The following is a 20,120-nucleotide window of genomic DNA, read 5'->3' on the forward strand; positions in this document are numbered from 1 at the left end:
GGCTCAGCCCAGCAGGCCCGCCTCACGGGCGGCCTTGAGCGACGGCTTCACCCGGTACGTCGGCCCGACCAGCTCCGCCACCGCGTCGATGGTCTTGAGGCCCTCGCCGGTGTTGTAGATGACCGTCTCCAGGGTCGGGTCGAGCTTGCCCGAGGCGACCAGCTTCGCGGCGACCGCGGTGGTCACGCCGCCCGCCGTCTCGGCGAAGACGCCGGTGGTGCGGGCCAGCAGCCGGATCGCGTCGCGGATCTCGTCGTCGTTCGCGTAGTCCATCCAGCCGCCGGTGCGGCGCACGGCCTCCAGCGCGTACAGCCCGGCCGCCGGGTCGCCGATGTTCAGCGACTTCGCGATGCCGGTCGGCTTCACGGGGGTGATCACGTCGGTGTCAGCGTGCAGCGCGGTCGCGATCGGGTTGCACCCGGCCGACTGGGCGCCGAAGACCTTCCAGCCGCGCCGACCATCCGGAAGCTCCGGGGCGACGGCCAGCCCGGCGGAGACCAGCTCCTCGAACGCCTTGTCCACCTTGGTCAGCAGCTCGCCGGAGGCCATCGGGATGACCACCTGCGCCGGGATGCGCCAGCCGAGCTGCTCGGCCACCTCGTAGCCCAGCGTCTTGGAGCCCTCGGCGTAGAACGGGCGCACGTTCACGTTGACGAACGCGGTGTCCTCGAACTCGTCGGTCTCGACCAGCTCCGAGCACAGCCGGTTGACGTCGTCGTACGACCCCTCGATGGCGACCAGGTCGCCGCCGTACACGGCGGTCGTGATGATCTTGCCCTGCTCCAGGTCGTGCGGGATGAAGACGATCGAGGGGACCCCGGCGCGGGCCGCGTGCGCGGCGACCGAGTTGGCCAGGTTGCCGGTCGAGGCGCAGGCGTAGCGGGTGAAGCCGAGCGCCTTGGCGGCGGTCAGCGCCACCGACACCACGCGGTCCTTGAACGAGTGCGTCGGGTTGGCCGAGTCGTCCTTCACCCACAGCGGCGCGCGCAGGCCGATCTCGGCGGCCAGGGCGTCGGCCCGGACCAGCGGGGTCAGGCCCGGGTCGAGGGTGACCCGGTCGGCCGCGTGCTGCCCGACGGGCAGCAGCCCGGCGTAGCGCCAGATGTTCTGCGGACCGGCCAGGATCTGGGCGCGGGTCACCTTGGCCAGCGCGTCCGCGTCGTACCACACCTCAAGCGGGCCGAAGCACTCGTAACAGGCGTGCTGGGCGGCGAGGGGGAAGCGGGCACCGCAGCCGCGACACTCGAGACCGCGCGCGGGAGAGTCGACGCCAAGGGGCGAGATGACGGAAGTCGTCACGATGATGTCCTCTCATCTTCCCGACGTCACCACCGTGGCGCGTCGGACGGAGTTGGCACCTGCCATCGATGGTGGTTGCCGGAGCGTCGTCGGGCCGTGTCCCTCAGCTCCTCTGGATGAGGTATTCAGTTGTGATTCGTAGTTAAGCAGAACTCGATCTGACCGGGCCAGCGTTCCCAGGGGATGAGACCTACGCCTCACCCCCTGGGTGGAGCTCACTTCTTCTTCTTGCCGACCAGGTCCTTGATCGCCTTGGCGTCGGCGATGGCGGCCTTCAGAGCCGTACGCGCGGCGTGGACCTTCTCCCGGGCGGCCTGGGTCTTGGCCTTGATCGCGTCGGCGTCAGGCCCCGGCTGCACCGCGAGCAGCGCGTCGGCGACCCCGCCGACGGCCGACTCGGCCGCGTCGAGCTGCGACTTCAGGTCGGCCAGCTTCGCCTCGGCGGCGCTGGTGTCGGTGCCGCCGGCCTTGGCCGCCTCGATCGCCTTGGCCAGCTTGTCGTACGCCCCGCGCAGCCGCGCCACCGCGGCGGTCTCCACGTCGGCCGCGACCGTCAGGTGCACCTGCTTCTGCACCAGGATGTACACCCGGTAGTCCTCGACCATGCTGCGCGCGTCAGCCCTGATCGCCTCCAGCGTGGTCTCGCCCGCGACCTTGGTCTTCAGCTCGGTCAGCCCGGCGATGTCCTTGTCGAGGATCGCCTGCAGGGCCGACTGGTGGCCGTCGGCCAGGCGGGCGGCGTTGCGGATCGCCACGCCGTTGGCGCGCAGCACGGCCAGCCGGCCGTCGATCCGCGCCGTGGTCAGCTTCTTGGCCGCGTCCAGGGTGGTCGCCTTGTCGGCCAGCACCACGCCGGCGGGCGCGGCGGCCTGCGCGGGCAGCGCGGCGGTCAGGCCGAGCGTGGCCGCGATCAGGCCCGCTGCGGCGAGGCGGCCCGCCAGGACCAGGCGGCCGGTGCCGGTGTGCTTGTCAGTCCGCATCGGTGGGGCTCTCCTCTGCCTTCTTCAGCTGCCCGTCCAGCTCGTCGAGCATCTTGTCGATCTCGCCGAGGTCGGTGTCTGCCTGCGCGGCGGCGGCCGCGGGGTCGGCGGCGGTCTTCGCCGGGGCGGGGGTGGTCACGGTCGTGCCGCCGTTGCGGGCCGGGGCTCCGGCGCCGTCCCGGGCGCCGCCACCGCGGCACCCGGTCAGCGCCACGCCGACCATCACGGCTAGCGCCGTCATTGCGAGCACTCGTTTCATGCCCCAGAGCCTGGCAACCCACCATCAGAACCGGGCACCCGCAATGTAAGCGTCACGTCAGGGACCCCGCTTCGGCGGTCAGCTGACCACGTCCTTGCGGGAGAAGCGCCAGAAGGCGAGGGCGCAGAAGATCGCGGCGTACGAGATGGCCGAGATCGCGCCCTTGATCACGTCGTCGAACTGCATCGGTGTCGTCAGCAGCCCCAGGTACGCCTGGGCGAAGTGGGTCGGCAGCAGGTTGCGCAGCGTCCCCAGCGCGGTGATCTGGTCGAGGATGCTCGACACGATGTACAGCAGCACCGCCCCGCCGACCGCCCCGAGCGGCGCGTCGGTGAGCACCGACAACAGGAACGCCAGCCCCGCCACGACCAGCAGTGTCAGCCCGAGGTAACCGGCGATCGCCAGCAGCCGCAGCACGCCCTCCCCGGCGGGCACCTCGGCCGCGATGCCCGACTGGAGCGGGTGCCAGCCGTAGCGCAGCGTGCCCAGCGCCAGCGCCGTCCCGAGCAGCAGCAGGATCGCCAGTGCGGAGTAGCTGAGGGCCACGGCGAGCTTGATGCCGAGCAGGCGGGCGCGGGGCACCGGGACGGCGAGCAGGTAGCGCAGGCTGCCCCAGCTCGCCTCGGAGGCGACGGTGTCGCCGTGGAACAGCGCCACGACGACGACCAGCAGGAAACTCGCCGAGACGAAGACGGTGAACAGAGCGAAGTTGAGCCCACCGGCGACGGCCACATCCACCAGCTGCGAGAACTGGCCGCGGCCGTTGCGGCCGTCGTCGGCGCCGCTGCCGAGCTCGAACGCGATCAGCAGGATCACCGGCAGCAGCACCATGAACCCGAGCGCGAGCTGGGTGCGCCTGCGGCGCCACTGGCGCTGGAACTCGGCGGCGTACGTCAGCGTCCGGCTCGGCCGGTATCCGGCGGCGGCGCCGTCGGCGTGCACCACGTCAGCGGTCGTGCTCATCGGTCTCCACTCCCTGCCGTCGACTCGCCCACCAGGGCCAGGAACGCGTCCTCCAGGCGCCGCCGCGGCGTCACCCGGTCGATGCCGACCCCGGCCTTGACCAGTGCCGTCACCGCGTCGGCGCGGCTCAGGTCGCCGAGGTCGACGACCAGCGTCCGCTCCCCGTCGACCGCGTACCCGGCGACGCCGTCGAGGCGGTCCAGGGTGCGGCTGGCCAGGTCGACGTCGGTGACGTCGAGCAGCGTGGTCGGGCTGTCCCCGACGATCTCCTCGACCCGCCCGGAGGCGACGACCTTGCCCTTGTTCACCACGACCGCGTGGGTGCAGGTCTGCTCGACCTCGGCCAGCAGATGGCTGGAGACCAGCACCGCCCGCCCGTCCTGGGCGTAGCGCTGGAGCACCCGGCGCATCTCGGCGATCTGCGGCGGGTCGAGCCCGTCCGTCGGCTCGTCGAGCACCAGCAGCTCCGGCAGGCCGAGCATGGCCTGGGCGACGGCCAGGCGCTGCTTCATACCGTGGCTGTATGTCTTGACCTTGCGGTTGATCGCGTCGCCGAGCCCGGCGATCTCCAGCGCCTCGCCGAAGCGCGCCTGCTCCCAGGGGCGGCCGGTGGCCTTCCAGTACGCGCGGAGGTTCTGCTCGCCGGTGAGGTGGGGCAGGAAGCCCGGCCCCTCGACCAGAGCGCCGATGCGCGACAGGACCGGGGCGCCGGGCGCCAGCCGATGCCCGAAGATCAGCACGTCGCCCCTGGTGGCCTGGGTGAGGCCCATCAGCACCCGCAGGCTGGTGGTCTTGCCCGCGCCGTTGGGCCCGAGCAGGCCCACGACCTGGCCGCGCTCGACGGTGAAGTCGATGTGGTCGACGGCCACGAAGTCGCCGTACGTCTTGCGCAGGCCGCGCACCCGCAGCGGGGTGTCGGCGTGCTCGGCCACCACCGAGCGGTCCAGCCGCCGGTTGCGGCGGCGGGCGACCGCGACCGCCGCGAGCAGGCCGACGGCCAGCAGCGCCACCAGGCCGATCAGCACGTACAGCCACAGCGCGTCGGCGGTGGCGATCGGCGTGGCGGCCACCGTGGGCAACGTCAGGTCGGCGCTGCTGCCCGCGCCGATCCCCACCGTGTACACCGCGGGGGCGACCGGGCCCAGGTAGGACTGGTCGGCGGTGGCGACAGTCAGGCGCAACCGGTGGCCCGCCTCGATCTCGCGCACGATCGCGGGCAGGACCACCCGCACCGGCTGCGCCTCGGCGATGGTGGTGGGCAGGCCGGTGAGCCGGACCGGGGCGATCAGGCCGTTGCTGAGGGTCGCCGAGCCGGCGGGGTCGACGTCGTACAGCTTCACGAACAGCACCGCCTCGCCGGTCGGCGACGCGGCCCGGATGCTGACCGTCGGCGAGCCGACGATGGTCAGGTTCTCGTCCAGCGGCGCCGACTCCCAGCGCGCGTGCTGGCCGGGCAGGTCGGTCACGGCACCGCTCACGAAGCTCGCCAGGGCACCGGCGCTGGGCAGCGACGACAGCGCGGCCGGGGTGCCGTTGGGCGGGTTGGCGATGCTGCGCGGCGGCCCGGACAGGCGCACCCGGACCGAGCCGGCGCCGTCCACGCCCGGGTAGTCGGTCACCTGGTAGCCGGTGGCCATGGTGCCCCGGTCGACGGCGTCGAGGCCGGTGATCCGCGAGTAGGTGAACGTGTCGGCCGGGGCCGCGCCGTCGCCCTTCAAGCCGTCGTTCTTCAGATACCGGTCGAACCACTGCGCGGTCAGGTACTTGAGCCGGTCCTGGTCCGACTGCGGGCCTTCGCCGCCGTCGTGGCCACCGGTGAACCAGGCCACCCGGACCGGGGTGCCCTTCGCGGCGATGCCGCGCGCGTTGGCGTCGGCCTCCGACAGCGGGAACAGCGAGTCGGCGGCGCCCTGGATCAGCAGCGTGGGCGCCTTGATCCGGTCGAGCACCGAGGCCGGGCTGCTGGCGGTCAGCAGCTCGCGGGCCGGGGCGTCCAGGCGCCCGGTGGTGGCGATGCGCAGGTACGTCTGGCAGACGTCCTCGGCCCAGCGGCCGCACTGCGGGTTCCCGGCGGCGCTCGGCGCGCCGCCCTCCGCGCCGCTCAGCGCCGTGGCGTCGGTGCCGCCGCCGAGGCTGAGGCCGCCGCGGCCGCCGCCGGTGCCCGAGCCGAAGAAGATGCCGGCCCAGGACTGCTTGAAGACGCCGTCGTAGCTGATCGCCTCGTCGGCCGCCGGGTCGCCGGTGGCGGGCTGGACCGACTGCGCGAACAGCGAGCGGCCCAGGTCGTTCCAGGTGATCATGGGGACGATCGCGTCGACCCGGTGGTCGTACGCGGCCAGCAGCAGCGACAGCGCGCCGCCGTACGAGCCGCCGAGCACGCCCACGCGCGGGTCGCCCGAGCCGTCGAGCCTGATCTCGGGGCGTTCGGCGAGGTGGTCCAGCAGGCGGCTGGCGTCGCGGACCTCATAGTCGGGGGCGTCGAGGTGGATCTGGCCGGTGCTGGCGCCGAAGCCGCGCGCGGTCCAGGTGAGCACGGCGTACCCGAGCCCGGCCAGGTCCTCGGCGTCGGCCGTGACGCTCTCCTTCGTCCCGCCGAACCCGTGCGCGAGCAGCAGCGCGGGCACCCGGTGCCCTGCCGAGGCGTCCTTGGGCAGGTAGAGGCGGGTGTCGAGGGTGACCGACTCGGTGCCGTCAGGGCCCGAGCGCACGGTCACCCGCTCGTCGACGGTCCGGTACGCCGTCGGGGTCGGCCAGGCCGCCCAGACGGCCGCGGCCGCGAGCAGCACCACCGCCGTGCCGAGGCCGATCCACCGTCTCCGGCTCCACCGGCCGGCACCTGTCCGAGCCCACCACCGGGCCGCGAGCGCGCGCATGACCGCCACAGTACGGCGGCACCCCCGCCCACCCATCGGGGAGAACCCGGACGGTTGCTGAGAGTTCTTTCAGCCCCCTTCCGGCCACCTTTCACACACCCTGATCGGGCCGGTTGAGAAGATCACCGGTTTCGGTCAGAACGCGCGCTCAGCGCGCAGGCTTCGACCGCAAACAGCGATCTTGTCCACCCCCCGCACGCGCGGAAGGTCAGCGGGCGCGGGTGCGGGAGCCGCGGAGGCGGCGGAGGCGGCCGACCAGGACCGGGTCGTGCTCCAGCGCGGCGGGGTTGTCCAGCAGCGCGTTGAGGACCTGGTAGTAGCGGGTCGAGGAGAGCTCGAACCGGTCGCGGATGGCCTGCTCCTTGGCGCCCGCGTGGCGCCACCACTGCCGCTCGAAGTCGAGGATGCCGCGCTCCCGCTCGGTCAGCCCCTCCTCGGGGACGACGACCGCGGCGACCCCGGCGGGCCGGTCGGAGTCGATCTCGTCGTCGAGCTCGACCGAGGGCGCGACGTCGTGCGGCGCGGGTTCTCGGCGGGTGGTCTCGGGCAGGAGCGGGAGTTCCTCCAGGGCCGCGCCGTCGGTACGTGAGCGCTGCCTGATCTGCTCCATTTTGTCCCCTCCCGCGAGCCGCGCCCAACGAGTCTAGGTGCGCTGCCGAGATCAACGAAAGACCCGTGAGCAGGCTTGTTACGTCACAAAAGCGCCCGGCGACCCGGGGCTCCAGCCAAGTGCTGGATACCCGGGTCGCCGGGGATCATGCGTACCCGAAAGTGAGCAATATCGCTCGGTCAGGCGATGTCGCGGCGCTTGATCTGCCAGAAGGCGACCACCGCAAGCACCAGGGCGGCGGCCAGCGCGATCGAGCCGGTGCCCTCCCAGGTCAGCGTCCTGGTCTCCGGCAGACACGGGCCGGGACCGGTGCAGTCGACGCTCCAGTTCTGGACGATGTACTGCTTGTCCATCCAGGCCATCAGGTGCGACGGCAGCAGGTATGCCTCCAGGAACGGCACCTGGAGCAGCCCCAGCACGATGCCCAGGCCGACCTGCCCCACGATGATCACGCCCAGCGCCACGCCGAGTGCCACGCCGGTGTGCCGCCCGAGCGTGGCCAGCAGGAAGCCGACGATCCCGACGGCCAGCACCAGGCCGAGCCCGCGCAGCCCGGTCAGCCCGAGCGACTGCCAGGTGCCGGATGTCATCCCGTCGGTGCTGCCGCGCAGCTGCGCGGTCAGCCAGAACGCGCCCGTCCACAGCGCGAGGCTGACCGCGCTGATGGCGGTCAGCCAGCCCGCCAACACCGCGAGCTTGGTGCTGAGCACCTGGATGCGGCGCGGCCGCCAGGTGAGCAGGGTCATCATGGAGCCGGTGCTCCACTCCGCCCCGACGAACGACGCACCGATCACGAACGCGATCACGGCGAGCAGGGCCGCCCACACCGTGATCAGCGGGGAGAAGTCCTTCTTGAAGATGAACGTGCTCGGCAGGTCGGGCGTGAACCACTCGCGCTGCGGCTCCATGTCCTGGGCGCACATGTCCGCCTCGGGGGTGCCCTCGGTGACCGACTTGCAGCGCAGGTCGTGCTCGGTGTGCCACTGCACGACCGAGTCCTCGTAGTTGCGCTGCGCCTGGGCCTCGGCGGCGGCGATCCGCTGCGGCGAGACCTTCTCGTTGTTGAGGAAGATCGCCGCGGCGATGATCGCGAACAGGGCGACCGCGATCACCAGCAGCCATTTGATGAGGCGGCGCTTGAGGAAGCGGCGCCGCTCCGCGCGGACGAGACTCATGCGGCCACCCCGTTCTGCTCCGGCTTCACGCTGTTGTCGACCTGGCGGGCCTGGCCGGGCACCGGGGCGGTGCCGGTCAGCTCCAGGAAGACGTCCTCGAGGTCGACCGCGATCGGCGCCAGCTCGCTGACGTATAGCTGGCGCTCGGCCAGCAGGCGCGACACCAGCGCGGGCTTGTCCACGTTCGACAGCATCAGGTGGTCGGGCTCGGTCTGCACGCTGATACCGGCGCCGGACAGCACCGCCGCGGCCGCGGCCAGGTCGGTGACGGCCTCCAGCCGGACCCGCACCTGGTTGGTCGAGTGGGCCTGCAGCACCTCTGCGACCGGACCGGCCGCGACGCGGCGGCCCAGCGAGATGATGGTGACGCTGTCACAGATCAGCTGCACCTCGCCCAGGATGTGGCTGGACAGCATGACGGTCATGCCGCCCGCCGACAGCGCGGCCATCATGTCGCGCATCTCGCGGATGCCGCCCGGGTCGAGACCGTTGGCGGGCTCGTCGAGGATGAGCAGCTTCGGCTGCTTGAGCAGGGCCGAGGCGACGGCCAGGCGCTGCTTCATGCCGAGGGAGTAGGTCTTGACCCGCTCCTTGGCGCGGTCGCGCAGGCCGACCAGCTCCAGCGCCCAGTCGACCCGGGCCTGCGGCAGGTTGCCCGCGTCGGCCAGCAGCGACAGGGTGTCGTTCGCGCTGAAGTGCGGGAAGAACTGGGGGCTCTCCACGATCGCGCCGACCTCGCCGATGACCTCGGGCAGCGCCTGCGGCACCGGGCGGCCGAGCAGCCGCATGTCACCGCTGTCGGGCCGGATCAGGCCGAGCAGCGTGCGCAGCGTCGTGGTCTTGCCGGAGCCGTTCGGGCCGAGGAAGCCGTGCACCTGGCCGGCTTCGACGTACATCTCGAAGCCGTCCAGCGCCCGTCGGGGGCCACCCCGGGCGCGGTACGTCTTGCGCAGGCCTTGGATCTCCAAGACAGCGGTCACGGGGACCTCCTAGTCGACGGTGACCCCCGCACCCTACTGGGTATGCAGCATTGCCACAGCCCCGAATTCCCTGCGTCAGGCCACGATTACGTGCAGTCCCGCCGCGCGGAAGGACTCGACCAGTGCGGGGTCGGCGCCGGAGTCGGTGATCAGGGTCTCGATCCGCTCCACCGGGCAGATCCGGGCGAAGGCGTGGCTGCCCAGCTTGGACGCGTCGGCGATGATGGCGACCCGCTTGGCCCGCGCGACCATCAGCGAGTTCATCGCGGCCTCGCCCTCGTGGTGGGCGGCCGCGCCCAGCGCCACGTCGATGGCGTCGACCCCGAGCAGCGCCAGGTCGAGGGTCACCTCGCGCAGGATGCCGCCGCCCAGCGGCCCGACCAGCTCGAACGACTGCGGCCGGACCACGCCGCCGGTCACCACGATCTTCATCCGGGACCGGACCAGCAGCTCGTTGGCGATGTTGAGCGCGTTGGTGACCACGGTCAGCTGCGCGCCGTCGGAGACCGAGTTGAGCTCGGGGCGTACGGCGAGGGCGCGGGCGACCTCGGTGGTGGTGGTGCCGCCGTTGAGGCCGACCACCATCCCGGGCTGGACCAGCGACGCCGCGGCCGCGCCGATGCGCTGCTTCTCCGCGGAGTGCTTGGCCGTCTTGTAGCGCAGCGGCAGGTCGTAGGAGACCCCGCTGGCCACCGCACCACCCCGGGTACGCGTGATCATCTGCTGCTGGGCGAGCTGGTCGAAGTCGCGGCGGATGGTCGCCTGCGAGACGTCGAGCCGCTCGGCGGCCTCCTCGACGCTTATCCGCCCGGAGTCGGTGAGCAGTTCCAGCAGCGCGTTCCAGCGGGCGTACCGGTCCACCGATCCTCCGTATGCGCATCCGATGAGCAGATGCGTGCACACTAGTGCGCGAAACCGGCCCGTGCAACGCCATGTGCTGCGCGTATGTGATGCTCAGGTTGCCATCCGGAGGCCTGTCGCGCAGAATAGCGCGCGAAAACCCTGACTTTCGAACTGATCTGCGCAGCAGAGCGCGTTGGGAGTGCCGATGTCGTACGTCGCCGAGGAGATTGTCAGCCAACCCGACCTGTGGCTACGCGCGGCAGACGCGGCAGGCGGCGTGACGGCGGCACTGCCCCGACCCGGCGAGCGCGTGGCCGTGGTCGGCTGCGGCACGTCCTGGTTCATGGCCATGGCGTACGCCGCCCTGCGCGAAGCCTCCGGCCAGGGCGAGACCGACGCCTTCGCCGGATCCGAGTTCCCCATCGCCCGGCCGTACGACCGGATCGTCGCGATCACGCGCTCCGGCACCACCACCGAGGTCCTGGACATCCTCAAGGCGGCGGGTGCCCGCAGCACCGTGCTGGTCGGCGACGTCGACACCCCGGCCGTGACGCTGGCCCGCGACGTCGTCGCGCTGCCCTGGGCCGACGAGCGCTCGGTCGTGCAGACCCGCTTCGCCACCAGCGCGCTCGCCCTGCTGCGCGCCGGTCTCGGCGAGGACCTGAGCTCGGCCGCCGCCGACGCCCGGCGCGCGCTGGAGCTGCCGCTGCCGCTGGACCCGGCCGCGATCGAGCAGGTCACCTTCGTGGGCCGGGGCTGGACCAACGGCCTGGCCCAGGAGGCCGCGCTCAAGTGCCGCGAGGCGGCCGCGTTCTGGACCGAGGCCTACCCGGCGATGGACTACCGGCACGGTCCCATCTCGATCAGCACGACCGGGCGCGCGGTGTGGGCGTTCGGCGAGGTCCCGGCCGGGCTGCGCGGCGACGTCGAGGCGACCGGGGCGCGGTTCGTACACGAGCCGGGCCTGGACCCGATGGCCCACCTGATCGTCGCGCAGCGCTTCGCCGTCGCGCTGGCCGAGCACAAGGGCCTGAACCCCGACGCGCCGCGGCACCTCAGCCGCTCGGTGATCCTGCCGTGACCGCGCCGGGCCGCACGAGGAAGAAGGCCGCCACCGGCGGCACCGACGTCGTCGTCTCCATCGACGTCGGCGGCACCGGCATCAAGTGCGCCCTGGTCGACGCCCAGCACCGGGTGCGCCATACCGAACGGCACGCCACCGGCGCCGAGCGCGGCCCGCAGGCCGTGCTGGAGACCATCCTCGACATCGCCGCCAGCCTGGCCGCCACCGCCCACGCACAGGGCTGGCGACCGATCGCGGCGGGCGTCGTGGTGCCCGGCATCGTGGACGAACAGGCGGGCGTGGCCCGCTGGTCGTCCAACATCGGCTTCCGCGACGTGCCGCTGCGCGACGCGGTGGTCGAGCGCACCGGCCTGCCCACGGCCGTGGGCCACGACGTGCGCGCCGGGGGTATGGCCGAAGCCCGCCTCGGCGCCGGCCGCGGCCGCCGCCACGTGCTCGTGGTGCCCATCGGCACCGGCATAGCCGCCGCCCACGTCGTCGACGGCACGGTCCTGTCCGGTGCGCACGGCGCCGCCGGGGAGATCGGCCACATCGTGGTCCGCCCGCAGGGCCCGGCCTGCCCCTGCGGCCTGCGCGGCTGCCTGGAGGCCGTCGCCTCGGCGCGGGCCGTGCAGCTGCGCTACACCGAGCTGACCGGCACCACCGCCACCGCAGCCGAGGTCGCCGCCCGCCTGGGCGCCGACCCCCACGCCGACCAGGTATGGGCCGAGACCGTCGACGCGCTGGCCGACGGCCTGCTCACCGGCCAGGCCCTGTTCGACCCCGAGCTGGTCATCATCGGCGGCGGCCTGGCCGAGTCCGGCGAGGCCCTGCTCGCGCCGCTGCGCGAGTCCCTGGCCGCGAAGGTGACCTTCCACCGGCTGCCCGAGATCGTGCGCGCCCAGCTCGGCGACGAGGCGGGCAGCCTCGGCGCCGCCCTGATGGCGCTGGACCTGGTCGGCAGCGCCGGGCACAGCAAGGACCCCGACGCCGTCGACAAGCGAATCGAGGAGAAGGCGTGAACCTGTCCGGACGGATCGTCACCCCCGACGGCGTCGTCGAAGGCACCCTGGTCGTCGCGGGCGACACCATCGCCGCGATCGAGCCGGGACCGGCCGAGGACCGCTGGGTGCTGCCCGGCTTCGTGGACATCCACAACCACGGCGGCGGCGGGCACACCTTCACCACCGGCGACGCGGCGCAGGCCCGCGCCGGGGCCGCGTTCCACCTGGGTCACGGCACCACGACGCTGCTGGCCAGCCTGGTGTCGTCGCCGGTCGAGCTGATGCGCGACGCGCTCGCGGCGTACGCGCCGCTGGTGGCCGAGGGGGTGCTCGCCGGGGTCCACTTCGAGGGGCCGTGGCTGTCGCACGCCCGGTGCGGGGCGCAGAACCCCGAGTTCCTGCGCGACCCGGCCGCCGACGAAGTCGCCGAGCTGCTGAAGCTCGGCGCGGGCGTGCTGCGCATGGTCACCGTCGCGCCGGAGCGCGACGGGGCCCTGGCCGCTATCGAGCAGATGGCGGCGCACGGGGTGGTCGCGGCGGTCGGGCACACCGACGCGTCGTACGAGCAGGTCGTGGCCGCCGTCGCGGCGGGCGCGACCGTCGCCACGCACCTGTTCAACGGCATGCGCCCGGTGCACCACCGCGAGCCCGGCCCGATCGTGGCCCTGCTGGACTCCCCGACCGTGGTGTGCGAGCTCGTCGCCGACGGCATCCACCTGCACGACGGCACGCTGCGCCTGGTCGCGCACACCACCGGCCCGGACCGCGCCGCGCTGATCACCGACGCGATCTCGGCCACCGGCATGGCCGACGGCGAGTACGACCTCGGCGGCCAGGCCGTCGTGGTCGCCGACCGGGTCGCCCGGCTCGCCCACGGCGGCAGCATCGCGGGCAGCACGCTGACCATGGACGCGGCGCTGCGCCGCGCCGTCGGCGCCGGACTGCCGCTGGTCGACGCCGCCCGGATGGCCGCCACCACCCCGGCCCGCGCGATCGGCCTGGCCGACGAGGTCGGCGCGCTGCGCCCCGGCCTGCGCGCCGACGCGGTCCTGCTCGACGGCGACCTGGCCGTCACCCGGGTGCTGCGCGCGGGAGCGTGGGTCTGATGGCGCTGGTCCCCACCGGGAAGCTGGTCGCCGAGGCCGCCGCGCGCGGCGGCGGCGTGGCCGCGTTCAACGTGATCACCCTGGAGCACGCCGAGGCGATCACCGCCGGGGCCACGGCCGCCGGGCGTCCCGTCATCCTCCAGATCAGCGAGAACGCGGTGAAGTTCCACGGCGGCCGGCTCGGCCCGATCGCCGCGGCCGCCCGCGCGGTCGCCGAGGAGGCCGAGATCGACGTGGCCCTGCACCTCGACCACGTCGAGTCGGTCGAGCTGCTGCGCCAGGCGCCCCGGCACGGCTTCTCGTCGGTGATGTTCGACGCCTCGACGCTGCCGTACGCCGAGAACGTGGCCGCCACCCGGGCCGCCGCCGAGTTCGCGCACGAGCACGGGCTGTGGCTGGAGAGCGAGCTGGGCACGGTCGGCGGCAAGGACGGGGCGGCGCCGCTGGGCGCGCACGCGCCCGGGGCCCGGACCGACCCGGCCGAGGCGGTCGGCTACGTCGCGGCCACCGGCGTGGACGCCCTGGCCGTCGCGGTCGGCTCGTCACACGCGATGACCAGCCGCGACGCGGCCCTGGACCACGATCTGATCGCGGCGCTGCGCGCGGCCGTCGCGGTGCCGCTGGTGCTGCACGGCTCCTCCGGCGTCGGCGACGCCGAGCTGCGCCGTGCCGTCACGGGTGGCCTGGTGAAGGTCAACATCGGCACGGCGCTGAACATCGCGGCGACCGGCGCGGTCCGCGAGGTCCTCGCCGTCGACCCGAAACTCGTCGACCCCCGCAAGTACCTGGCCCCGGCCCGTACCGCCATGGCCGCCACCGTCCGCCACTTCCTCACCCTCCTCTGACCCGGACCCTGACCCTGCCCTGACCCGGACCCGGCCTGGCCCGCCTCCGGCCGCCGGGCCGAGCCGGGCCGAGCCCCAAGATCGCGCAAGTTGCCGGGCAATCGGGCGTATGGTGCCCTGTCATACGCCCGATTGCCCGGCAACTCGGCTGATCTAGGGGTTCTCCGGTCGGCGGGCGGTCGGGGGGCGGGTTCGGGTGTGGCGGGGTGGTCGGGTGCGGGTGGTGGAGGTTCGCGACGAGCGGATCGAGGAGCGCGGGGTGCGGCTGTGGCTGTGCCGCGACGACCTGACCGATCCGGAGCTGCCCGGGAACAAGCTGCGGAAGCTGAAGTACAACCTGGTCGCGGCGCGGGAGCAGGGGCACTCGACGCTGCTGACGTTCGGCGGTGCCTACTCCAACCACCTGCGCGCGGTGGCGGCGGCGGGGCGGCGGCACGGGTTCGCGACCGTCGGCGTCGTACGCGGCGAGCCGCACGAGCCGCTCAACCCGAGCCTGGCCTACGCCGCGGCGCAGGGCATGCGGCTGACCTACCTGGACCGGGACGCCTACCGCCGCAAGCACACCGAACCGGTCCTGGCCGGGCTGCGCGAGCGCTTCGGCGACTGCTACCTCCTGCCCGAGGGCGGCAGCAACGCCCTGGCCGTACGCGGCTGCGCCGAGCTGCCCGCCGAACTCGGCATCCCCTACGACCTGCTGTGCTGCCCCGTCGGCACCGGCGGCACCCTGGCCGGGCTCGCGGGCGGCCTGCCACCGGGCGCCACCGCCCTCGGCTTCGCGGTGCTCAAGGGCGCGGGCTTCCTCGCCGACGAGGTGACCCGCCTCCAGACCGAGACCTGGGGCGCCCCGACCGGCAACTGGCGCCTCGACCTGGACCACCACTTCGGCGGGTACGCCAAGACCCCGCCCGACCTGCTCGCCTTCTGCACCGACTTCGCCACCCGGCACGGCTACCGCCCCGACCCGATCTACACCGGCAAGCTGCTGGCAGGCCTCTACTCCCACATAGCCGCAGGCCAGATCCCCACCGGCACCCGCATCGCCGTCATCATCACCGGCTGAGCGCCGGGTCGACCCGCCGGGTCGGCGCACGGCTGGCCGGGCCGGGCCGGGCCGCGGTGGGTTGGCCTGTGAAGATCGGTGTCTGCGGTCAGAACCCACCGTCTACGGGCACCGTCTGACCGCAAACGCCGATCATGACGGGCCGCCTGCGGCGGACCGCACGCCGCGGCCCCGCGTCGCAGTACCGCGCGGCCGGGCGCGGTCAGCGGCGGCGGGCGGCGTAGGCGATGGTGCCGAGGACGAGCATGCCCACTCCGGCGAGCACCGTGGGTTCGGGCAGGGTGGTGGCGAGCACGACGCAGCCGATCAGGCCCAGCGCCGCGACCGCGCGCAGCGTCTTCGGCCCGCCCAGCGTCCACGCGGCCGCGTTGGTGATCGCGTAGTAGGTCAGCACGGCCACGCTGGAGAAGCCGATCGCGCCGCGTACGTCGGCCAGCGACACCACCGCGACGACGATCGCCGCGACGGCCAGCTCGGCCAGCCACGGCGTCTGGAACCGGGGGTGCACGGCGGCCAGCCGGCTGGGCAGGTCGGACCGGCGGCCCATGGCCAGCACGGTGCGCCCGATCCCGGCGAGCAGGCTCAGCAGCACCCCGCACACCGCGATCGCGGCCCCGGCCCGTACGACGGGGACCAGGGCGGGCACCGAGTGGGCGGCGACGTCGGCCAGCGGGGCGGTCGACTGGGCCAGGCCCGGCAGGCCCAGCACGGTCAGGCAGGTCAGCGCCACGGCCGCGTAGATCACGAGCACCACGGTCAGCGCGATCCACACCGCGCGCGGGATGGTGCGGGCCGGGTCGCGCACCTCCTCGCCCAGCGTGGCGAGCCGGGCGTACCCGGCGAAGGCGAAGAAGAGCAGGCCCGCGGCGGCCAGCGGGTTGCCGGGGCCGACGGACCCGGCGTCGGCCGTACCTCCGCGGGTCAGGCCCGCGACCACGGCCGCGACCAGCACCGCCAGCGTGACCACGACCAGGATGCGGGTGGCCAGCGCGGTCTTGGCGATGCCGCGGACGTTGACCGAGACCAGCAGCACCACCGCCGCGGCGGCGGCCGGCCGGGCGTGGTCGGGCCACAGGTAGAAGCCGATGGTCAGCGCCATCGCCGCGCAGCTGGCGGTCTTGCCGATGACGAACGCCCACCCGGCCAGGAAGCCGGTGTACGCCCCGAGCTGCTCGCGCCCGTACACGTACGTCCCGCCGGACTCGGGGTAGCGGGTGGCGAGCCGGGCCGACCCGGTCGCGTTGCACGCCGCCACCAGCGCCGCCAGTGCCAGCGCGCCGAGCAGCGCGGGCCCGGTCCCGGCGGCGGCCGCGGCCGGTCCCCACACCACGAACACGCCCGCGCCGAGCATCGAGCCGAGCCCGATGACGACGGCGTCCAGCGGCCCGAGCCGACGCGACAACCCAACGATCACCCGCGCAGGCTAGTCCCCCGAGGTTGAGCTAAGGAAGGGCGCCTTCTGAACGGAATGTGTACAGGAGGGGCGGCTTCTCAGCCCTGTGGCTGCTCAACCCCGGTGCGGGCGGGGCGGAGATCGGGCAGGACGGCGTTCCAGTCGACGCGGTGGATCAGGCGGTCCAGCAGCAGGCCGAGCGCCAGGGCCGCGATCCCGTCGGTGATCCAGTGGTACGACAGGTACGTCGTCGTCAGCAGCACGACCACCGGCGGCGCCACCCGCACCCAGCGCACCAGCACCGGCGGCAGCGCCCACATCCGCCCGGCGAGGATCACGATGATCCCCCACCACACGATCGCGTTGACCACGTGCCCGGACGGGTACGAGTTCGAGTAGCCCGTCGCGGCGGCGTTGAACATCTCCACCGCGTTGGGCAGCGCGCTGCTCGGCGCGTCCCGGTGCGTCCAGACCTTCAGCGGCCCGAGCGTGACGTAGGTCAGCAGGAAGCCGGTGACCGCGGGCAGCAGCGCCCGCCACGACCGGCTACGCGCCAGCAAGAGCACGGTCAGCCCGCCCGTGATGATCCACATGACCAGCCAGCCCTGGCCGAGGTAGTTGAGCAGCCGGGCCGCCGCGTGCGCCCAGCCCGGCTGGTGGGTCTGCACCCAGTCGCGTACGCCCAGGTCCAGATCAGCCGTGGCCCCCCGCGCCACCAGCACGGTGACCAGCACGAACACCGCCACCAGCGCGACGTCCCACCACCAGCTAGCGAACCGGTCCAGCCTGCGCGTCCACCTCACCACCCGCCCACTATGCAGGAACCGCGCGGCGGTCGCGGAATCCGTCACCGGATCCCCACGACTTCCGCGCGGTTCGCGCACGCCGGGTTCGGCGGCCTGGGTCACATCTTGGACTTGATCTTGTCGAAGATGAGCTCGATCCGTACGCCCGAGTTGGGGCAGCCGCCGAAGTGGTGCAGGGCGACCACCTTGTTCGTCTGGCGGGAGATCACCGGGGAGCCGGACGAGCCGCCCTCGGTGTCGCAGTAGTAGGAGACGTCGGTGTCCTCGGCGTACCCGGTGTAGGCGTTGTCCTGCACCGCGCAGTTGCCCGCGGCGTCCTTGTCGCTGGTCAGCGCCACCATCGCGGGCGCGCCCGCCGGGTGCTGCGGGATGTAGAGCTCCTCGCCCTCGGCGGGGCGGCGCAGGTCGAGGTCCAGGTAGCCGAACTTCTCCACCTGGTCGAAGTCGGTCACCGAGAACAGGCTGAAGTCGAGCACCTTGTCGGTGGTGATGAGCTGGTCCAGCCACACCTTCGTCGGCCGGAACACGGCGTAGCCGCCGCACTCGGCGCACTGGTAGTTGAACCACACCTCGACGTCGGCGGCCTGCTTCTCGTCGGCCACGCAGTGGTTGTTGGTGATCATGCGGTTGGTCGGGCCGATCCGCCAGGCGGTGCACAGCTCCACCCCGTCGATCAGCATCCGGGCCACCGCCTTGGACCGCCGGTAGACGACGGGGTCGGTGGTGCGGTAGCAGACCGCGTCGGCCTTCTCGTCGTCGCCGCAGACGGTCTCCTCGCGGCCGGTGCGGGCCTGCCGCTTCTTCGCCAGCCGGTACGACTCCGACGCCCGGTCCCGCTCGGCCTCGGTGTACCCGTGCGTGACCCGGTCGACGACCACGCCGAGCCGGTCCACCGCCGCGCCCAGGCCCAGCAGGTCCAGCGCGCCGGTGTGCAGCTCGACCAGGGCGGTGTCGCCGGTGACCGACATCGCCCAGCGCCCGGCCGTGCCCAGCACCGAGCCGACCGCGTCGCCGTCGACGCGGTGCACCTCGGTGCGGCGCGGGTCGCTGACGGTCAGGTAGTCGCCGGGCAGCAGCACCAGCTGCGAGAAGTGGACCTTCACGAACTCCGCGCCGGGATAGCGCAGCGTGGCGCTCTTCTTCCCGTCCAGGTACCCGAGCACCGTGTGGGTCTGCTCCAGCTTCCCGGCCTCGGCGCGGCCGGTGGCGTACACGTTCGCCGGCGGGGTCTGCGGCTGCTCCGCCACCACGGCCGCGGCGGGGTCGGCCGCGGCGGCTGCCCGCTCGGCCGGCGCCTGCACGCCGCTGACCAGCGCGTGCTCGGCGGCCGGCGGCGCCGTCCGCTCGTGCAGCACCGACGCGCCCGCGGCGGTCGCCAGTGCCAGCACGGCAGAGATTCCCATCACCATCGCGACCGTACGCCGCATCCGACCCGCCTCCAGAACATCTGCGCTGATCTCCCGGGATGCACAACGACGCAGGCCACGGGCCGGACCCTCGGCCGAATAGGGGATGCGGCACAGGGGCGCTCCGCCCGTCGGCGCCCATCCGTAGTCTTAGGCGCGTGCGGATAACCTCTGCCCTCGTCGACCCGGCCCTTCTCGACCTGCCCTGGTCCACTCCACTGGAGGAGTGGCCGGCCGACCATCTGGTCGCGCTGCCCCAGGGCATCTCCCGCCACGTCGTGCGCTTCGTGAAGCTGCAGGGCACCGTCTACGCCGTCAAGGAGACCCGCGAGAAGATCGCCGAGCGGGAGTACGACCTGCTGCGCGCCCTCGAACGCATCAGCGCCCCCGCGGTCGAGGCGATCGCCATCGTCGCCGACCGGGTCGCCCTGGACGGCGAGGTGCTCGAACCCGTGCTGGTCACCCGGCACCTTCAGTTCTCGCTGCCGTACCGGGCGCTGTTCTCGCACACCCTGCGGCCCGAGACGATGAACCGCCTGCTCGACGCGCTCGCCGCGCTGCTGGTGCGGATGCACCTGCTCGGCTTCTTCTGGGGCGACTGCTCGCTGTCCAACACCCTGTTCCGGCGCGACGCGGGCGCGTTCGCGGCGTACCTGGTCGACGCCGAGACCGGACAGCTGCACCTGCGGCTGTCGCCGGGGCAGCGCGGCGAGGACCTGGAGATCGCCCGGACCAACATCTTCGGCGAGGCGCTGGACCTCCAGGCCGCGGGACTGCTGCACGAGGGCATCGACCCGGAGCACGTCTCCGACGAGGTCGTCCGCCGGTACGAGACGCTGTGGCACGAGCTCACCTTCGAGCAGGCCGTCGAGGCCGACACCCGGCGCCAGATGGACAAGCGCATCCGCCGCCTCAACGAGCTCGGCTTCGACGTCGAAGAGGTGTCGATGTCGGTCGTCGAGGAGGGCGGCCACCGCACCGTCATGCTGCGCCCGAAGGTCGTCGACGCCGGTCACCACACCCGCCGCCTGCTGCGCCTCACCGGCCTGGACGCCGAGGAGAACCAGGCCCGCGCCCTGCTCAACGACCTCGACGCGTACCGGGCCGAGTCCGACGACCTGCCCGACGAGGCCCAGGCCGCGCACCGCTGGCTGACCGAGGTGTTCGAGCCGGTGATCCGCGCCGTGCCGCCGCACCTGCGCGGCAAGCTGGAGCCGCCGGAGCTGTTCGTGCAGATCATCGGGCACCGCTGGAAGCTGAGCGAGCAGGCCGGCCGCGACCTCGGCCTGGCCCCCGCGGTCCAGTCGTTCCTGGCCAACGTGCTGATCCACCACCCCGACGAGCAGGCCGTCCTCGGCTACGAGGTCGACGACGACATGCTGCTCCCCGAGGACGACGACGAGGACGAGGCACCGGAGGACGAGTCCCTGGTCGACTGACCCGCGGAGTGTGCGC

18 protein-coding genes and 1 riboswitch are annotated in these 20,120 nt (G+C 73.0%); of the genes, 6 read left to right on the top strand and 12 right to left on the bottom strand.

The genetic code is table 11. The features are described 5' to 3' along the window. Positions 1-3 precede the first annotated feature (3 nt). The 9 genes from thrC to Cs7R123_RS18310 all read right to left on the bottom strand — a co-directional run bounded on the left by thrC (position 4) and on the right by Cs7R123_RS18310 (position 10,000). Entirely contained in the window at positions 4-1,299 is a 1,296-nt protein-coding gene (thrC, locus tag Cs7R123_RS18270; RefSeq protein ID WP_212828036.1) for a threonine synthase, read from the bottom strand. A 9-nt stretch (positions 1,300-1,308) separates the two neighbouring features. Continuing rightward, a riboswitch (SAM riboswitch) is annotated at positions 1,309-1,422 on the bottom strand. A gap of 92 nt (positions 1,423-1,514) precedes the next feature. Continuing rightward, on the bottom strand, positions 1,515-2,279 hold the full coding sequence (locus tag Cs7R123_RS18275) for a hypothetical protein (protein ID WP_212828038.1): 765 nt from the start codon (positions 2,277-2,279) through the stop codon (positions 1,515-1,517). Further along, complete coding sequence (locus Cs7R123_RS18280) at positions 2,269-2,538, bottom strand: hypothetical protein (protein WP_212828039.1); 270 nt, start codon at positions 2,536-2,538, stop codon at positions 2,269-2,271. The genes Cs7R123_RS18275 and Cs7R123_RS18280 overlap by 11 nt, the downstream gene beginning before the upstream one ends. Before the next feature lie 78 nt (positions 2,539-2,616). After that, complete coding sequence (locus tag Cs7R123_RS18285; protein WP_212828047.1) at positions 2,617-3,501, bottom strand: ABC transporter permease; 885 nt, start codon at positions 3,499-3,501, stop codon at positions 2,617-2,619. Then, a complete protein-coding gene (locus tag Cs7R123_RS18290; protein ID WP_212828049.1) occupies positions 3,498-6,374 on the bottom strand; it encodes an alpha/beta fold hydrolase in 2,877 nt (958 codons plus the stop codon). The genes Cs7R123_RS18285 and Cs7R123_RS18290 overlap by 4 nt, the downstream gene beginning before the upstream one ends. A gap of 208 nt (positions 6,375-6,582) precedes the next feature. Beyond that, positions 6,583-6,984 carry a DUF3263 domain-containing protein gene (locus Cs7R123_RS18295; protein ID WP_244871899.1) on the bottom strand — a complete coding sequence of 134 codons (402 nt, stop codon included), beginning with the start codon at positions 6,982-6,984 and terminating at the stop codon, positions 6,583-6,585. Positions 6,985-7,163: 179 nt separating this feature from the next. Then, positions 7,164-8,159 carry an ABC transporter permease subunit gene (locus Cs7R123_RS18300; protein ID WP_212828051.1) on the bottom strand — a complete coding sequence of 332 codons (996 nt, stop codon included), beginning with the start codon at positions 8,157-8,159 and terminating at the stop codon, positions 7,164-7,166. Beyond that, entirely contained in the window at positions 8,156-9,139 is a 984-nt protein-coding gene (locus Cs7R123_RS18305; protein WP_212828053.1) for an ABC transporter ATP-binding protein, read from the bottom strand. Before Cs7R123_RS18305 ends, Cs7R123_RS18300 begins: the two co-directional genes overlap by 4 nt. A gap of 75 nt (positions 9,140-9,214) precedes the next feature. Next, on the bottom strand, positions 9,215-10,000 hold the full coding sequence (locus tag Cs7R123_RS18310; RefSeq protein ID WP_212828055.1) for a DeoR/GlpR family DNA-binding transcription regulator: 786 nt from the start codon (positions 9,998-10,000) through the stop codon (positions 9,215-9,217). A 187-nt stretch (positions 10,001-10,187) separates the two neighbouring features. Between Cs7R123_RS18310 and Cs7R123_RS18315 the strand changes: the two genes are divergently transcribed. The 5 genes from Cs7R123_RS18315 (at position 10,188) to Cs7R123_RS18335 (ending at position 15,060) form a co-directional block, all read left to right on the top strand. Further along, on the top strand, positions 10,188-11,063 hold the full coding sequence (locus tag Cs7R123_RS18315; RefSeq protein WP_212828057.1) for an SIS domain-containing protein: 876 nt from the start codon (positions 10,188-10,190) through the stop codon (positions 11,061-11,063). Beyond that, the gene (locus Cs7R123_RS18320; RefSeq protein ID WP_212828058.1) at positions 11,060-12,067 is read left to right on the top strand and encodes an ROK family protein; all 1,008 of its coding nucleotides are present in this window, start codon (positions 11,060-11,062) and stop codon (positions 12,065-12,067) included. The genes Cs7R123_RS18315 and Cs7R123_RS18320 overlap by 4 nt, the downstream gene beginning before the upstream one ends. Positions 12,068-12,114: 47 nt before the next feature. After that, positions 12,115-13,155, top strand: coding sequence for an N-acetylglucosamine-6-phosphate deacetylase (gene nagA, locus Cs7R123_RS18325; protein WP_374706998.1), 1,041 nt, complete (start codon positions 12,115-12,117; stop codon positions 13,153-13,155). Beyond that, positions 13,155-14,000 (top strand): ketose-bisphosphate aldolase, encoded by an 846-nt coding sequence (locus tag Cs7R123_RS18330; protein WP_212828063.1) that lies wholly within the window; start codon positions 13,155-13,157, stop codon positions 13,998-14,000. The genes nagA and Cs7R123_RS18330 overlap by 1 nt, the downstream gene beginning before the upstream one ends. Positions 14,001-14,223: 223 nt before the next feature. Next, on the top strand, positions 14,224-15,060 hold the full coding sequence (locus Cs7R123_RS18335; protein WP_244871900.1) for a 1-aminocyclopropane-1-carboxylate deaminase/D-cysteine desulfhydrase: 837 nt from the start codon (positions 14,224-14,226) through the stop codon (positions 15,058-15,060). A gap of 202 nt (positions 15,061-15,262) precedes the next feature. On the opposite strand, the gene Cs7R123_RS18340 is transcribed toward Cs7R123_RS18335, so the two are convergent. From Cs7R123_RS18340 to Cs7R123_RS18350, 3 genes are all read right to left on the bottom strand, one after another. Next, the gene (locus Cs7R123_RS18340) at positions 15,263-16,471 is read right to left on the bottom strand and encodes an APC family permease (protein WP_212829252.1); all 1,209 of its coding nucleotides are present in this window, start codon (positions 16,469-16,471) and stop codon (positions 15,263-15,265) included. An 80-nt stretch (positions 16,472-16,551) separates the two neighbouring features. After that, a complete protein-coding gene (locus Cs7R123_RS18345; RefSeq protein WP_244871901.1) occupies positions 16,552-17,259 on the bottom strand; it encodes a phosphatase PAP2 family protein in 708 nt (235 codons plus the stop codon). 98 nt (positions 17,260-17,357) lie between these two features. After that, positions 17,358-18,662, bottom strand: a complete 1,305-nt coding sequence (locus Cs7R123_RS18350) for a serine protease (protein WP_244871902.1) — start codon at positions 18,660-18,662, stop codon at positions 17,358-17,360. A 161-nt stretch (positions 18,663-18,823) separates the two neighbouring features. Between Cs7R123_RS18350 and Cs7R123_RS18355 the strand changes: the two genes are divergently transcribed. Further along, complete coding sequence (locus tag Cs7R123_RS18355; protein ID WP_244871903.1) at positions 18,824-20,104, top strand: DUF4032 domain-containing protein; 1,281 nt, start codon at positions 18,824-18,826, stop codon at positions 20,102-20,104. Positions 20,105-20,120: the final 16 nt, after the last annotated feature.

Source organism: Catellatospora sp. TT07R-123, assembly GCF_018327705.1.
Classification (GTDB): domain Bacteria; phylum Actinomycetota; class Actinomycetes; order Mycobacteriales; family Micromonosporaceae; genus Catellatospora.

Coding starts and splice junctions, on each gene's coding strand:
- Cs7R123_RS18315 (WP_212828057.1), top strand. CDS start 10,188: ATGTCGTACGTCGCCGAGGAGATTGTCAGCCAACCCGACCTGTGGCTA.
- Cs7R123_RS18275 (WP_212828038.1), bottom strand. CDS start 2,279: ATGCGGACTGACAAGCACACCGGCACCGGCCGCCTGGTCCTGGCGGGC.
- Cs7R123_RS18300 (WP_212828051.1), bottom strand. CDS start 8,159: ATGAGTCTCGTCCGCGCGGAGCGGCGCCGCTTCCTCAAGCGCCGCCTC.
- Cs7R123_RS18350 (WP_244871902.1), bottom strand. CDS start 18,662: ATGGGAATCTCTGCCGTGCTGGCACTGGCGACCGCCGCGGGCGCGTCG.
- Cs7R123_RS18330 (WP_212828063.1), top strand. CDS start 13,155: ATGGCGCTGGTCCCCACCGGGAAGCTGGTCGCCGAGGCCGCCGCGCGC.
- Cs7R123_RS18280 (WP_212828039.1), bottom strand. CDS start 2,538: ATGAAACGAGTGCTCGCAATGACGGCGCTAGCCGTGATGGTCGGCGTG.
- Cs7R123_RS18285 (WP_212828047.1), bottom strand. CDS start 3,501: ATGAGCACGACCGCTGACGTGGTGCACGCCGACGGCGCCGCCGCCGGA.
- Cs7R123_RS18290 (WP_212828049.1), bottom strand. CDS start 6,374: ATGCGCGCGCTCGCGGCCCGGTGGTGGGCTCGGACAGGTGCCGGCCGG.
- Cs7R123_RS18295 (WP_244871899.1), bottom strand. CDS start 6,984: ATGGAGCAGATCAGGCAGCGCTCACGTACCGACGGCGCGGCCCTGGAG.